The 12,723-nt window shown below is 71.7% G+C and carries 9 protein-coding genes and 2 pseudogenes; 7 read left to right on the top strand and 4 right to left on the bottom strand.

Annotated features, from left to right (window positions below):
* The first annotated feature begins 254 nt into the window (after positions 1-254).
* From ACFFNX_RS26905 to ACFFNX_RS26895, 3 genes are read left to right on the top strand one after another with little or no spacing between them, the layout of a single operon-like run.
* Positions 255-1,505: an aspartate aminotransferase family protein gene (locus tag ACFFNX_RS26905; RefSeq protein ID WP_378208040.1), complete on the top strand. Its 1,251-nt coding sequence runs from the start codon at positions 255-257 to the stop codon at positions 1,503-1,505.
* Positions 1,506-1,564: 59 nt separating this feature from the next.
* Positions 1,565-2,017, top strand: coding sequence for a MarR family winged helix-turn-helix transcriptional regulator (locus ACFFNX_RS26900; RefSeq protein ID WP_378208038.1), 453 nt, complete (start codon positions 1,565-1,567; stop codon positions 2,015-2,017).
* A gap of 60 nt (positions 2,018-2,077) precedes the next feature.
* Positions 2,078-2,443 (top strand): GatB/YqeY domain-containing protein, encoded by a 366-nt coding sequence (locus ACFFNX_RS26895; protein ID WP_378208035.1) that lies wholly within the window; start codon positions 2,078-2,080, stop codon positions 2,441-2,443.
* 62 nt (positions 2,444-2,505) lie between these two features.
* Here ACFFNX_RS26895 and ACFFNX_RS26890 read toward each other — a convergent pair whose 3' ends face one another.
* Positions 2,506-3,246 (bottom strand): SGNH/GDSL hydrolase family protein, encoded by a 741-nt coding sequence (locus ACFFNX_RS26890; protein ID WP_378208033.1) that lies wholly within the window; start codon positions 3,244-3,246, stop codon positions 2,506-2,508.
* 112 nt (positions 3,247-3,358) lie between these two features.
* On the opposite strand from ACFFNX_RS26890, the gene ACFFNX_RS26885 reads away from it, so the two are divergent.
* The 3 genes from ACFFNX_RS26885 to ACFFNX_RS26875 are packed head-to-tail and all read left to right on the top strand — an operon-like array spanning position 3,359 to position 5,912.
* Complete coding sequence (locus ACFFNX_RS26885) at positions 3,359-4,033, top strand: response regulator (protein WP_378208030.1); 675 nt, start codon at positions 3,359-3,361, stop codon at positions 4,031-4,033.
* On the top strand, positions 4,030-5,442 hold the full coding sequence (locus ACFFNX_RS26880; protein WP_378208027.1) for an ATP-binding protein: 1,413 nt from the start codon (positions 4,030-4,032) through the stop codon (positions 5,440-5,442). The genes ACFFNX_RS26885 and ACFFNX_RS26880 overlap by 4 nt, the downstream gene beginning before the upstream one ends.
* Positions 5,439-5,912, top strand: a complete 474-nt coding sequence (locus ACFFNX_RS26875) for a hypothetical protein (RefSeq protein ID WP_378208024.1) — start codon at positions 5,439-5,441, stop codon at positions 5,910-5,912. The genes ACFFNX_RS26880 and ACFFNX_RS26875 overlap by 4 nt, the downstream gene beginning before the upstream one ends.
* A gap of 6 nt (positions 5,913-5,918) precedes the next feature.
* Here ACFFNX_RS26875 and ACFFNX_RS26870 read toward each other — a convergent pair whose 3' ends face one another.
* Positions 5,919-7,121, bottom strand: coding sequence for an acyltransferase family protein (locus ACFFNX_RS26870; protein ID WP_378208021.1), 1,203 nt, complete (start codon positions 7,119-7,121; stop codon positions 5,919-5,921).
* A gap of 286 nt (positions 7,122-7,407) precedes the next feature.
* On the opposite strand from ACFFNX_RS26870, the pseudogene ACFFNX_RS26865 reads away from it, so the two are divergent.
* Positions 7,408-7,730 (top strand): annotated as a pseudogene (locus tag ACFFNX_RS26865) (transposase family protein); the annotation flags it as partial.
* 93 nt (positions 7,731-7,823) lie between these two features.
* Here the strand turns inward: ACFFNX_RS26865 and ACFFNX_RS26860 are convergent.
* Together ACFFNX_RS26860 and ACFFNX_RS26855 are read right to left on the bottom strand one after the other, a co-directional pair.
* A complete protein-coding gene (locus ACFFNX_RS26860) occupies positions 7,824-10,622 on the bottom strand; it encodes a glycoside hydrolase family 2 protein (RefSeq protein ID WP_378208018.1) in 2,799 nt (932 codons plus the stop codon).
* Between the two features lie 439 nt (positions 10,623-11,061).
* Positions 11,062-12,723, bottom strand: a pseudogene (locus ACFFNX_RS26855) (AfsR/SARP family transcriptional regulator); the annotation flags it as partial.

Genomic DNA, 12,723 nt, shown 5'->3' with positions numbered 1-12,723 from the left:
GGGAGGGATCGGGCGTGCGTGTTTGCCGGTTCGCTCGCTTCGCTCGTTCACGGGCCCTCCTTCGTCGGGGGAGGGACCGGGTGTGCGTGCTTGTCGGTTCGTCCGTTCACGGGCCCTCCTTCGTCGGGAAAGAGGCCGGTGTGCGTGCCTGTCGCTGCACTCGCGCACGGCCCGCCTCCTGACCTGCATCTGGACAACGCCTCTGGAGCATGCTTGCATATCATCATATTGTCAACAATCTTCAGGAGCGACCCATGGCGCAGTTGTCCCCGGTACTGACCCAGGCCACGCCCGTGCTGGCCGCCCGCGGCGAGGGTGTTCACCTCTACGACGAAGAGGGCCGCCGATACCTCGACTTCACCGCCGGAATCGGCGTGACGAGCACGGGGCACTGCCACCCGCGCGTCGTACAGGCCGCGCAGGAGCAGGTCGCCACGCTCATCCACGGCCAGTACACGACGGTGATGCACCGCCCGCTGCTCCGCCTCACCGAGCGCCTGGGCGAGGTGCTCCCGGAGGGCCTGGACGCGCTGTTCTACCTCAACTCCGGCAGCGAGGCCGTCGAGGCGGCGATCCGGCTGGCCCGCCACGCGACCGGCCGCCAGAACATCGTCGTCTTCCACGGCTCCTTCCACGGCCGCACCATGGGCGCCGCCTCGCTGACCACGGCCGGCACGAAGTTCCGCGCCGGCATCGGCCCGCTGATGCCCGGGGCGGCCGTCGCGCCGTTCCCGCAGGCGTACCGGTACGGATGGAGCGAGGAGGAGGCCACGCGCTTCGCGCTGCGCGAGCTGGACTACCTGCTCGCGACGGTCAGCCCCGCCCAGGACACCGCCGCGTTCGTGGTCGAGCCGGTGCTCGGCGAGGGCGGCTACATCCCCGCCCCGCCCGGGTTCCTCGAGGGGCTGCGCGAGCGCGCCGACCGGCACGGCGCCCTGCTCATCGTCGACGAGGTCCAGACCGGCTTCGGGCGCACCGGGCGGTTCTGGGGCCACGAGCACGCCGACGTACGGCCCGACGTGCTCATCACGGCCAAGGGCCTGGCCAGCGGGTTCCCGCTGTCGGCGATCGCCGCCCCGGCCGAGCTGATGAGCCGCGCCTGGCCCGGCTCGCAGGGCGGCACGTACGGCGGCAACGCCGTCGCCTGCGCCGCCGCGCTGGCGACGCTGGACGTCATCCAGGACGAGGGGCTGGTGGCCAACGCCGACGCGATGGGACTCCGCCTGCGCGACGGGCTGCACAAGGTCGCCTCGGCCCATCCGATCATCGGCGACGTACGCGGCCGTGGCCTCATGCTGGGCAGTGAGTTCGGCACCGGCGGCGAGCCGGACACCGCGGCCGCCCAGCGCGCCCAGCGGGAGGCGGCACAGCGCGGTCTGCTGCTGCTGACCTGCGGCGCGTACGGCAACGTCGTCCGGATGATCCCGCCGCTGGTGGTCGACGCGGCGCAGATCGACGAGGCGGTTCAGATCTGGTCCGAGTCGGTCGCCGCGGCGGTGGAGTGAGGACGCCCACCCCCTCTCCGGCATCAGGGCGTTGACCCGCCCTAACTAGAATCTTGTTCGTGACCGAGACGCGGTGGCTGAACGCCGAGCAACAGCGCATCTGGCGCGCGTACCTGAACTCGCACCGGCTGCTGCTCGATGCGATCGACGCCCAGCTGCGCCGCGACTCGGGCCTCCCGCACGCCTACTACGAGATCCTGGTGCGGCTGTCCGAGGAGGACGGCCGGGCCCTGCGGATGGCCGAGCTCGCCGACGCCACACGGATGTCGGCGAGCCGGCTCTCCCACGCCATCGCGCGCCTGGAAGAGCGCGGCTGGGTGCGCCGGGAGAACTGCCCGACCGACCGGCGCGGCCAGATCGCCGTCCTCACCGATGACGGCTTCGCGGCGCTGGAGGCCGCCGCCCCCGGGCACGTGGAGACCGTCCGCAGCGTCATCTTCGACACGCTGGACGACGACCAGGTCCGCCGGCTCGGCGAGATCAGCGAGACCCTCGCCCGCCGGCTGACCTGACGCTCCGACGCCGGACATATTCCGTTGTGGGGCCGGGAGCACGGCCATAAGGTCGCCGGCATGTCCCTACGCCTTCGCATGCGTCAAGCCCTGCCCGAAGCGATGCGCGCCCGCGACAAGGCCGCGGTGAGCGCCCTGCGTTCGGCACTCGCCGCGCTCGACAACGCCGAGGCGGTGCCCGTGGACGTATCCGGGCCACGCGGCCTGGCCATCGAGGAGTCGCCCGTCGGCGTGGGCGCCACCGAGGCGCCGCGGCGTGCGCTGAGCGAGCGCGGTGCGGCGGACATCGTGCGAGCCGAGGCCGATGAGCGGCTCGCCGTCGCATCCCGGCTGACGGCGCCCGCGCAGGCGGACCGGGCGGCACGCCTCCGTGAGGAGGCCGCCGTGCTGCTCCGGTTCCTCGAGGGTCCCGCGGCTCCGGTCTGACGCCATCTCCTGGAGCTCGTACGGGGCACGCCGGGGACGACCGCCCACCGTACGGCCCGCGGTCAGCAGCCCTTGAAGTGGTCATCGGCGGACCAGCCGGTGTTGGCCCACGACCGCGGAGCCGCCGGAGTGAAGCCGGGGAACGACTCCGCCAGCCGGGCCAGCAGCCAGTCGGCGAAACGAGCCGCCCCCTGCGGGCAGGTGTGGATGCCGTCGCTGCTGCGGTCGGTCCTGCCGTCCCTGACCCGCTGGTAGGTGCCGCCCCACACCGCGTCGGCGTCCAGCAGGCCGGCCTGGCCGTGCGACTCCGCCGCGACCGCTCGGGCGGCGTCCGGGGCGTGTGCCAGGTCGGCCATGTGCGGCCGGTAGAAGTCGTCGGGCCTGATCGGCGGCGCGGTGACCAGGACCAGCCTCGCGCCGGCTCCGGTCACCGTCGTCAGCAGCCGGTCGTAGGCGGCCCGCTGCTGTCGCTCGCTGCCCCAGTCGTAGGTGGTGAGCTGGTAGACGACCGCGGTGGGCCTGGCGGAGGTGATCTGCCCGGGCAGCTTCTCCCAGTTCTTGTCGGAGAACGGTCCGACGACGTTCCCGCCGCCGTCCGCGGCGATCGACCGGAACCCGACACCACCGGCCTTGAAGGCGGCCGCCAGCGGCAGCGCCTCGCCTGCGGCGATGGAGTCGCCGAGGAACAGCACCTTGGACAGACCTCCGGCGGTGGGGGCATCGGTCGCGCCGGACCGGCCGGAGCAGGCGGTCAGCAGGAGCAGCCCGGTCAGGCCGAGGATGAGGCTTCGTGTCTTGGTCATGGCTCCGACGGTGCCGTCGCCGTGTCCCGGCGTCTGCGCCGTCGTGTCGCGGTTGTGTCGCAGGAGACCACCGCGGCCGTCGAGCCGGGCCCGTTCTGTCCATACTTGACGGGTGCCGGCGATTCTGCTCATCGAGGACGATCCCCTGGTTCGGCGCGGGCTTCAGCTCGCGCTGAGCAGGCACAGCCATGACGTCCGCGCCGCGGAGAACGGCGAGGACGGTCTTCGTGAGCTGCGCTCATCAGTGCCGGACCTGGTCGTACTCGACCTCATGCTGCCGGGCATCGACGGGCTCGAGGTGTGCCGCCGGATCCGGGCGGCCGGCGACGTGCCAGTGATCATCCTCACCGCGCGCGGCGACGACTTCGACGTCGTCGCCGGTCTGGAGGCGGGCGCGGACGACTATGTCATCAAGCCGGTACAGCCCACCGTGCTCGACGCGCGGATCCGCGCGGTGCTGCGCCGCGGCACCGGCGGGTCCGACGGCGTGCGAGTGCACCGCGACCTGCGCATCGACACCACCGCGCTGACGGTGTCGTCGCACGGCATACCGGTGACGCTGACGCCGACCGAGCTCCGGCTGCTGCTGACCCTGTCCCGGGCTCCCGGGCGGGTGTTCACCCGGCAGCGGCTGCTCGAGGAGGTGTGGGAGCACGACTACCTCGGTGACTCACGGCTGGTCGACAACTGCGTGCAGCGGCTGCGGGCGAAGATCGAGGCCGATCCCGCGGCTCCGGTGTACGTGCAGACCGTGCGCGGGTTCGGCTACCGGTTCGGACCGGTATGACCGGGCGGCTGTGGCCGCGCGGGCTGCGTGCCCGGTTGGTGGTCGCCTTCGTGCTGGTGACCGTGCTCGGTGCCGCCGCGGCGGCCTGGTCGAGCGCCGGATCGGCGAGTACGGCGCTGGTCACCTCGACGCAGCAGCGGCTCACCGAGGGCATCGCCGGGCAGATCGGTGCGATCACCCCCCAGCTGAGGTATCCGCCGGACCAGGGCGCGCTGGATCGGCTGCGCGCGGCCGTCGGCGCGGACACTCTGGTGACCTACCGGAACCTGCGCTCCGCGGACGGCGCCGACACCGCGCTCGTCACCGATGCGCTGCGCACCGCCGTACGCACCCGGAACCGGCTCGTCACCGAGCGGATCACCGCGGATGGCAGGCCCTGGCTACTGGTCGGCACACCCGTCGCGATCACCGCGCCGAACGGTGCACGTACCCCGTCCGGGATCGAGGTGTACGCGGTGCGCGACCTCAGCGGTGTCGAGCGGCAGATCGACGGCCTCGCCAGGTCCGCGGCCGGCACCGCCGCACTCATGCTGCCGCCGGCGGTGCTGCTGGCGCTGCTGGCCGCGGGCAGCGTGCTGCGGCCGGTGCGCGAACTCCGCGACACCGCGCGCCGGCTGGCGGCCGGTGACCTCGACGCGCGGTCGCCGCCGCAGGGCGCCGACGAACTGGCCGAACTGACCGCGACCATCAACGAGATGGCCGAGTCGGTGCAGGCGTCGATGGCGGCGATGCGGCGGATGCAGAACGACGCCAGGAGGTTCGCCGCCGACGTCTCCCATGAGCTGCGTACCCCGCTGAGCACGCTGACGGCGGTGGTGGAGGTGCTGGCGACGACGGCCGACGGGATGGAGGCGGACGCGCGCGAGTCGGCGCAGATGGCGATCACCGAGACGCATCGGCTGGTCCGGCTCGTCGAGGACCTGATGGAGGTGTCCCGATTCGACGCCGGCACCGCCCGGCTGCGGGTCGAGGAGGTCGACGTGGCCCGTGCCGTACGGGACTGCCTGCGCGCCCGGGGCAGGCTGGACCGCGTCGGCGTGGTCGCCCCGGACGGGATCCTCCTGCGGGTGGACCGACGCCGGCTGGACGTCATCGTCGCCAACCTGGCCGAGAACGCGCTGCGGCACGGCGAACCACCGGTGAGCGTGTACGTCTCGGCGTCACGGGAGCAGGTGCGGATCGAGGTCACCGACAACGGACCGGGCCTGCCGGAGCAGGTGTTGCCGCATGTGTTCGACCGCTTCTACAAGGCCGACGCCGCTCGCACCCGTACGCCGGGCAGCGGGCTCGGGCTGGCGATCGCGCTGGAGAACGCCCGTCTGCACGGCGGCGACCTCACCGCGGGCAACACCGACGGCGGCGGCGCGCGGTTCGTGCTGAGGCTGCCAAGGCGTCGGGAGGAACGGTGAGGCGGATCTGGCCGGTGGCGGTGGCCCTGCTGCTCGCGGGCTGTGGAGTCCGCCCTTCCGGGGTGACCGACGGAGGCGAGGCCCCGACAGGCGTGGCGCCCGGCGTGACGCTGTACTTCGTCGACGCGCGGGGCGCGCTCTCGCCGCAGCCACGGCGGACCGGCCACCTGGGCGGGATTCCCGAGGCCATGGCCTTGCTGCTCTCCGGGCCCGGCGAGTCCGATCTGCACACGGACATCTCGTCGAGTTCGACGACACAGGTCGTGGTGACCGTCACATCGGGATTCATCCGGCTCATGGTGCCGCTGTCGATTCATGAGGTGACCCCGTTGGGCATCGACCAGATCGTGTGCACGGTGCTGGGGGTTCACATCCAGGGCGGCGGATCGAGGCGTACGAAGGTGCAGGTGCGTTTCACCCTGCCCACCCCGGAGTCGGACGAACGGCGGACCTGCCCGCTGTTCAGGTGATCAGGATCAGCCCAGCCTGCTGATGTCGATGGCGGCCGGAGCCGGGGCGGGCAGCACCGACCACAGCACGGCCAGCCCGGCCATGACCGCCGCGAACGCGAGCACCCCGCTTCGCCCCCTGGCCCACCTGGCCCGGAACCGGATCGGGTCCTCGACCAGATACTTCGAGAGCACGGCGAGGCCGATCGACACGGCGCACGCCGCCGCCGTCCGGGCCCACCCCCGTTGCGCGGAGAGCAGCACGAAGACGGGCCAGTGCCACAGGTACAGGCCGTAGGAGACCAGCCCCAGCCGGCGCAGTGGCCCCCAGGCGAGGACCGAGGCGACCGTCGTTCGCGACTCTCGCGCGCATAGCCCGACCAGCAGCGCCGCGGCCAGCGAGTGAACGAAGAGCCCGCCGGTGAACAGCCACGCCGAGTTCACACCGTCGGCGAGCGACCACGCCGTGCCCATTCCGATCGCCAGCGCTCCCGACATGACGCCCGCCCGCCGGCCGGCCACGCGAGCCAGCAGGGCGCGCATCGGCCGGGTGGCGACCATGGCGCCCAGCAACAACGAGAACGCCCGGGTGTCGGTGCCGGTGTAGACCCGGGTCGGGTCCGCCGGGCTGACGAGCGTGACCATCAGCACGAGTGAGACGACCGAGACCGCGGCCGTGGTCGCCGCGACCCAGAGGTCCACCCGCCGCCCACACCGGGCGATGATCAGCAGGAGCACCGGCCACACCAGGTAGAACTGCTCCTCGACCGCGATGCTCCACAGGTGCTCGAAGACCCGGGACGGCCCGAACCGGTCCCAGTAGCCGGCCGACTCGGCGAGCAGATGCCAGTTGACCAGGTTCAGCTGCACCCACGGGCCGTCCGCGAGCGTGGTCCGCACCATGTCCGGCGGCCCAACGGCCCAGACCAGCATGGTGACACCGGCGAGCATGGTCGCCAGGGCGGGCACCAGCCGGCGGACGCGCCTGCCCCAGAAGGCGACCAGCGACACGGCACCGGTCGTCTCGATCTCCCGCAGCAGCAGGTCGGTGATGAGGTGGCCGGACAGCGCGAAGAACAGGTCCACCCCGAGGAAACCACCGGGCAGGTGGCCCGTGTGGAACAACAGCACCCCGAGGATCGCGACACCCCGTAGCCCGTCCAACGCGGGCAGATGCGGCCTGCGCCCGGTCGTCGCCGGAGTGGCCATGGTCGGCTGAAGCTGCGTCATGGCGCCGACGGTCCCGGACCCGTGTCGGGATGTCGTCCGCGTCAGGTCGCAGTCCTGTCGTAACCGCGGACGGCTCCGAGGAGCTCGCCGGGGGGCCGGGGCCCGCCGCCCAGCCGGGCGGCGGAGCCTCGGGACAGGTCCTAGGTGTGCTGTCCGGGGATGTTGGTGACGGGCGACACGCTCTGGGTGGTCCTTGAACGAGGAGAGGATCTTCTGGTTTCGGTGTGGATTGCGACATCTGCACCGATGTCCAGGAGGCCCTGGTGTCCCACCGTAACGGCCCCCTTTGACCCCGGACCGGCCCCTGCGCCTGGCTCAGTGTGTCGTCGAAGACGGCCGGCCGCTGCGCCGGGCCGCCGAACGTTTCGGCGTCGGCCATACCAACGCCGCACGCCGGGCCGCCCGCTACCGGCGACTGGGCGCCACCGGCATGCACGACAGCTCCAGCCACCCGCGCCGAACCCCACCCCAGATCAAAGCGCACATGGTCGCGCTGCGCCGGGCACACCGCATCGGCCCACTCCGGCCGCCCGCACCGGCATCGCGCCATCCACCGCGCACCGCACCCTGACCCGGCACGGCCTGCCACCCCTGACGGCCTGTGACCGACCCCACTTCCATTGTCAAGGCACCCCATACGCCGAAGAAAGACGGCACGCACGGCTGTGGAAAACCCGTGACCCAAGCACTTCGGGACAGACCCTAGCCGCCCGCGGAGATCGTCCGGTCGGGCAGGTTGCGGCCGGTGAGGCTGACCACCGGATGCGCGCCGTGCAGGTCCGCGGCGTGATAGCGCGCGGTCAGGGTCTGGCTCTGGCCCGGCCACAGTGTCACGTAGTTGTCGCTCCAGGTGATCGGCAGCACCTGGTTGTCGCCGCTCGCCGCCTTGTCGCCGCCCGCGCCTCGTCGTACGTCGGCGCGGGTGAAGACCGTCGGGGCCTTGCCGGTGTTGCGGATCGTGACCGTGGTGACCGCGTCGGCGCCCTCACGGCGGGTCGACGCCGACGCCGTGACGTTCGCCGCAGGGAGCTTCTGCAGGCCGGTGAGGTCGGCGTACCCGCCGGGCTGGAAGGTGGCCCCGCTGCCCTGGCCGACCGTCTTGTCCCAGTCGACCTTGTCCTGCCTGGTGGACAGCCAGTAGACGTTCCGGCTCACCGTGCGTCCGCCCTTGCTCAGCGTGAGCTCGAGGAAGTAGGTGGGCGAGGTCTGCGCCGGCACCTTCGGCGTCAGCACCGTCCGAACGTCTTGCGAGGTCAGGCCGGAGACGGCGACCCGCCGCTCGTCTCGTACCGTGCCGTTCAGGTCGATGACGCGCGACGACGCGGTCAGGCCGTCCTGCCGGGAGCGGGTCACGTTGGAGACCTTCACCGACCCGTCGGCGTAGTCGTACATGATGTGCACCGGCTCGCCGGCCTTGAGCGCGCCGAAGTACACGCCCGGCTGGTCGAAGTCGTAGTTGTAGATGTTCCAGTGCAGCGACGGCCACGCCTTGTTCAGCATCCAGTAGATGACGCCGGGGCTGGGGTTGGCCGGGTCGATCGAGCGGGCGAGGTACGCCTCGAACTGCGCTCGGGTCACCTCGTACCCGCCCATCTGAGCGATCTTCTGGTACGAGGCCATGTCGGACCAGGAGCCGTAGCGGTTCCACAGAGGGGTGTTGTACTGCCCCATGCGCGCGGTCTTGGTGTAGCTGTTGAACGAGGCGGCGACGTGGAACAGGTCCGGTCCGGTGCCGGGTCCCTTCGTCGTGGAAAGGTCCCAGATCTTCGCCTGGTCGGCCGGCGTCAGGAAGCGGTTGAGCGAGTCCTGCGTCGGCACGGTGTTGCCGGCGCTGGTCTCGGTGTCGTACCCCCAGGCGCTGCCGGCGTTGGTGAAGCTCGGGTCGCTGCCCGCCGTCTCGGGGCCGTTCGCCCACCAGTAGCCCGGCGGCACGTAGTTGTACGGGCCCTCCTTGGCGCCGGACGGGCCGAGCTTCGGCGAGCTCTTGTACTCCGCCGAGGCCACCTGCGGCGTCTGCCAGTCCGCGTCCGCGAACGCCTTGAGGTAGATCGCCTCCTTGGCCGCCTCCGGCGCCTCGTCGCTGCCCTGGAACCAGGTGAAGACGCTCGGATGGTTCCGCAGCCAGGACGCGACCCGGGCGGCCTGGTTGGCCGCGTTCGCCTGGAGGGCCTCGGGCCACTTGGCGATCGGGTCCTCCCAGCGGTCGCAGCACTGCCAGCCGGCCATCGCGAGGATTCCCGCGCGGTCCATCTGGGCGAACATGTCATCCGGCGGCAGGTTGCCCTCGAACCGGATGGTGTTCAGGCCGAGGTTCTTGACGTACGCGAGCTGGTCGCGGATGTTCTGCGGCGAGTAGCGCATGAACATGTCGGGCGACCACCCGCCGCCCCGGATCACCAGCGGCACCCCGTTGACCACGAACCGCCGGTAGCCGTGGGGCGCATGCGTCCTGCCCTGCGTGACCGGGGTGAGCGAGGAGGTCACCGTGCGGATGCCGAAGTCCTCGCCGTACCGGTCGGACTCCTGGCCGCCGGCCCGTACGGCGGCGTCGAGGTGGTACATCGGCTGGCCGCCGAGCTGGTACGGCCACCAGATCGCCGGGTGGGACAGGTGGAGCTGCCGGTGGTCGGCGGGGGAGAGCGTGACCGTGCGCGTGCTGCGCGCGGGCACGTCCGCCGTGGTGGTCACCCGTACGCGCGTCGCGCCGTGCGTGATGGTGGTGTCGAACTCGCCGCGCTGGGCCGTGGAGGTGTCGTTGCGCAGGTCGGCCTTGACGGTGAGGTCGGAGCTGCTGAGGTCCTTGGCGTTGTTCTGCACGACGTGGACGTTGCGCAGCGAGATCGGCCCGGCCTGGGCGAGCTGCGGCGCGAAGCGCAGGCCGGTGCCCTCGTCCGGCGCGTGCGGGTTCCAGTCGAGCTGGCTGTCGGTGAGGTAGGTCTTCGGGTCGTTCTTGGCGACGTCGAGCGCGATCGCGTTGGCGCCGTCGTGCACGTAGGGCGTGATGTCGTACTCGAACCGTGAGTAGGCGCCCTGCAACTGCGCGCGGTCGGCCACCTTGGTGCCGTTGACCCACAGGTCCGCGGTGCCCAGCACCCCGTTCATGATCAGGTACGTGCGGCCGCCGGCCCGCGGGTGCACGGTGAGCCGGTCGCGGTACCACCAGTTCACGTCGAACTGGTCCTTCGGCACGCTCTTCAGCCGGTCGGAGAAGAAGACGTTCGGATACCGGCCGTTCTCCACCAGGCCCGCCATGAGGGTCTCGGGCTGGGAGAGCGGCAGCCAGCCGGTCGCGGAGTAGTCCGGACGGGAGATCTGCGCGCCGGAGCCTCCGGCGACGGAGGAGGACTGGATGTGCCAGCCGGAGGTGAGCTGGGACGTGCCGGGACCGGGCGCGACGACGGCGGCGGGAGGCGGCGCAGCGGTGGCCACACGAGGCGGCGTCACGGCCGCCGCGGTGATCGTCCCCGCGAGCGCCACCATGATCAAAGGTGTCCTGACCATAGGTAACCGTACCTTCCGGGTCCGGTCCTCCACGCGAACCGTCGCCAGGTTTGATTGGGAGTCTCCCTAACGAATAGCCCAGAGAGGCCACGCCTGCAAGCTTTTCGCGAACGCCGATGAAAGCATCTTTTCTCCGTGTAAGGGATCAAGTTACCGTCGGGGTGGCAGGTGGGAGCGCTCCCCTGTGGCACGCCCAGGCTGCACGTGCCCGCCTGGGCCTACTCTCAGGGCGAACCACATCTCGTAGCGCGCCGACGGACCGCTCGGCGGCGAGTGCCCGATGATCTCCTCGATGCGCGTCAGGCGTTTGCGTGCGCCTCCGTGCCGCGTACGAACAGCACATCGTCGCCGGTCGATGACATGTCCGACCACCTAATAGCATGAGAACTGATAGTAAGTAGGAATATAGTACGCAATCAAACTATCTCATGGGGCGCGCCTATCGGGTCGCGCCGGCCTGTTCCAGCAGCGTCGTGACCTCCGCGGTCCCGGCCGTGTCGGACAGTTCCTCGAACAGCTTGCGGGCCTCGGTCCAGGCCCGTACCGCGGCCGCCGTGTCGCCGGTGCCCGCGTGGGCGCGGCCGAGGCTGCGCAGCGTCTCGGCGAGGAAGGAGGTCCAGCCACGGCTCCGCCAGACCTGCACCGACTCCTCCAGCCGGAGCGTCGCCGAGGCGTACCGCCCGGCCGCCAGGTCCAGGTCGCCGAGGACCTTCAAGGCGTCGGCCAGGTGGTGCGGCATGCCGTGCCGGCGGCTGACCGACAGGACCGCCTCGGCGGCCGGCCGCGCGCGGGGATCCTCCAGCGCGGCGTACAGCTTGGCGAGGTAGAGCAGCGAGAACGCCTCCGCGTAGCGGTCGCCGCGCGCGTGGCACATGGTCAGTGACGCGACGAGCAGGTCGTGACCGCTGTCGAGGTGGCCGGCGGCGCAGTGCGCGGCGCCCAGGAACTGCATCGCGGTGGCCTCGAAGCGGGGGTTGCCCAGTTCGCGTGCGAGTTGCAGCGCGTGGGTCAGGTGCTCGATGGCGGCGTCGGCGCGCGCGTGCCCGCAGGCGACGCCCATCATGTGGCGCGCGCGTGCCTGCCCGCCGAGGTGGTCGTGGTCGCGCGCCAGTTCCAGCGCGCGGCCGGCGACCGCCAGCGCCTCGTCCGGGTCGCCTTCGGCCACGAGCGCCCAGGCGCAGTTCACCAGCGCGTCGGCCATGCCGCGCGGCTCGCCCAGTTCCTCGAACATCGTCAGGAGACGCCGCGACCGCTCGTGCAGCGTGGCCATGGCCGTGCCCGACGGTGAGGCCGAGGTCCAGGTCGTCAGCTCGACCAGCCCGCGGGTCAGTACGGCCTCGCCGAGCCGGTTGCCGGTGGTGCGGCAGAGGCGCAGGGCGCGCTCGTGGACCGCCTGCCACTCCGCCGTCATGACGCGGACGTCGAAGTACTTCTCCAGGCATCCGGCCAGGTCCCAGGCGAACTCGTCGAGGCCGAGGTCGCACGCCTGACCGATCGCGGCCACCAGCGCCGGCCATTCGGCGTCGAACCAGGCGGCCGGGTCGCGCAGTGCCGCCGCGCTGATCGCGGTCGGCAGCGGCCACCGGGGCGCGGTGCCGTGGATGGCCGCGTAGCACGGGCCCGGCACGTGTTCGGCGACATGTTCGGCCACGGCGAGCCATGCGCCGAATGCCCTGGTCAGCGCCGCCAGCCAGGACTCCGGCTCCTCTTCGAAACACCGCTCGCGGGCGTACAGGCGCAGCAGGTCGTGGAAGCGGTAGCGGAGCCGTCCGGTCGCGTCGACGCCGCCGACGTCGAGAAGCCGGGCGTCCACGAGCGTCTCGAGGTGTTCCTGCGCCTCCTCCACCGGGACGTCCAGCATCGCGGCGGCCACCCAGCCCGCCACGTCGCCCACGTCCAGCAGGCCGAGCCGCCGGAACAGGGCGCGAGCGTCGTCGGGCAGCCGCGCGTAACCGACCGCGAAACCGGCGCGGACCGCGAGGTCGCCGGTGGACAGCTCGTCGAGCCGCCGGTGCTGGTCGCCGAGGATCGCGGCCAGATGGCCGAGGCTCCAGCCGCGGCGGCCGGCCAGGCGCGCGCCCGCGATCCGTACGGCCAGCGG

This window comes from Actinoallomurus acaciae, assembly GCF_042429965.1.
Taxonomy (GTDB): domain Bacteria; phylum Actinomycetota; class Actinomycetes; order Streptosporangiales; family Streptosporangiaceae; genus Actinoallomurus; species Actinoallomurus acaciae.
Note: the sequence above shows the minus strand (reverse complement) of the source record. Positions and strands in the feature narration are given on the sequence as shown.

Coding starts and splice junctions, on each gene's coding strand:
- ACFFNX_RS26905 (WP_378208040.1), top strand. CDS start 255: ATGGCGCAGTTGTCCCCGGTACTGACCCAGGCCACGCCCGTGCTGGCC.
- ACFFNX_RS26895 (WP_378208035.1), top strand. CDS start 2,078: ATGTCCCTACGCCTTCGCATGCGTCAAGCCCTGCCCGAAGCGATGCGC.
- ACFFNX_RS26890 (WP_378208033.1), bottom strand. CDS start 3,246: ATGACCAAGACACGAAGCCTCATCCTCGGCCTGACCGGGCTGCTCCTG.
- ACFFNX_RS26880 (WP_378208027.1), top strand. CDS start 4,030: ATGACCGGGCGGCTGTGGCCGCGCGGGCTGCGTGCCCGGTTGGTGGTC.
- ACFFNX_RS26870 (WP_378208021.1), bottom strand. CDS start 7,121: ATGACGCAGCTTCAGCCGACCATGGCCACTCCGGCGACGACCGGGCGC.
- ACFFNX_RS26860 (WP_378208018.1), bottom strand. CDS start 10,622: ATGGTCAGGACACCTTTGATCATGGTGGCGCTCGCGGGGACGATCACC.